1 pseudogene is annotated in these 1,000 nt (G+C 32.2%); it reads right to left on the bottom strand.

The window, feature by feature from the left end:
- A pseudogene (locus tag NK213_RS20205) lies at positions 1–1,000 on the bottom strand (phage head morphogenesis protein); the annotation flags it as partial.

Here is a 1,000-nt window from a genome sequence, read left to right as displayed (position 1 = left end):
TTAATTTGGATATTGTATCCGCCTTTTTATTCATCTTATCTTCTTCAAGATTTTCTATTTGAAGTATTTTTTCCCTATCTTCCGGTAATTCTATGCTTATGTAATATTGTTCCGATTCATAACCGAATATATTACCATCTATTTCTATCAGCTTATCCAGCTCATCTCTTATGAATAAGGATATTTCATTTTCTATCTTTTCTTTCTCTGTTTCATGGACTTTTCCTAAAGCATAGGAGTTACTCCCTTCACCTGTACTTACTGTTAATGTTCCTCCAAGTAAGTTTTGAAATATCTTGCTCTCTGCCTTTTCTATCAAGGTATTGTGTATATGGATATCCAAATCATTTAAGGTTATGAAGAAAAAGTTATCTTTTAAGTTCCCGTCTTCAAGTGGTACAGCCAGTATTTTTTCCCCGTACATTGCTTTTATCTCTTTGGCTGCCTCTTTTACTTCTTCATCACTTAATTTTGTATTATATGCGAATACTGGGATTACCGACCCGTACTTCTCTACTATTGCATTTACTTTTTTCTTTATTTCTTCTATTTCCTGATAGGTTTTGTAGACGGCTCTTAGCTTCGTATTCCCTTTAAAATTTTCTATGCTCTCATCATATATGGATATAAGCCATTTACCATTTTCCTCTACATAAACCTCTTCTTTACCTTTTATCTTCCACTTCTTTTTTTCCTTATCAAATTCCATTTTATTACGCGGGATTGAGACAAACCTTCTCATGCTAAAATCTTCATTATATTCTATTTCATGAAGTGTATATCCGAAAAAACAGGCTTTCCCTATCTCTTTTATGAAGTTTGTTTTATTTTTTATCCTGTTAAACCTTTTCTGTAATTCTAAGAGGATTGTGTCTTCTTCTTTATCAGTTATCTCACTTTTAAATATCAGTTCTCTTGAGGCTACTCCCCGTAACAGCGATTCTATGGCTGTATTTACATGGATATCATTATACATATTATTTAAAGCTTCTAGGTCTAT

Source organism: Sebaldella sp. S0638, from assembly GCF_024158605.1.
Taxonomy (GTDB): domain Bacteria; phylum Fusobacteriota; class Fusobacteriia; order Fusobacteriales; family Leptotrichiaceae; genus Sebaldella.
This window is presented reverse-complemented; position numbering and strand designations above follow the sequence as displayed.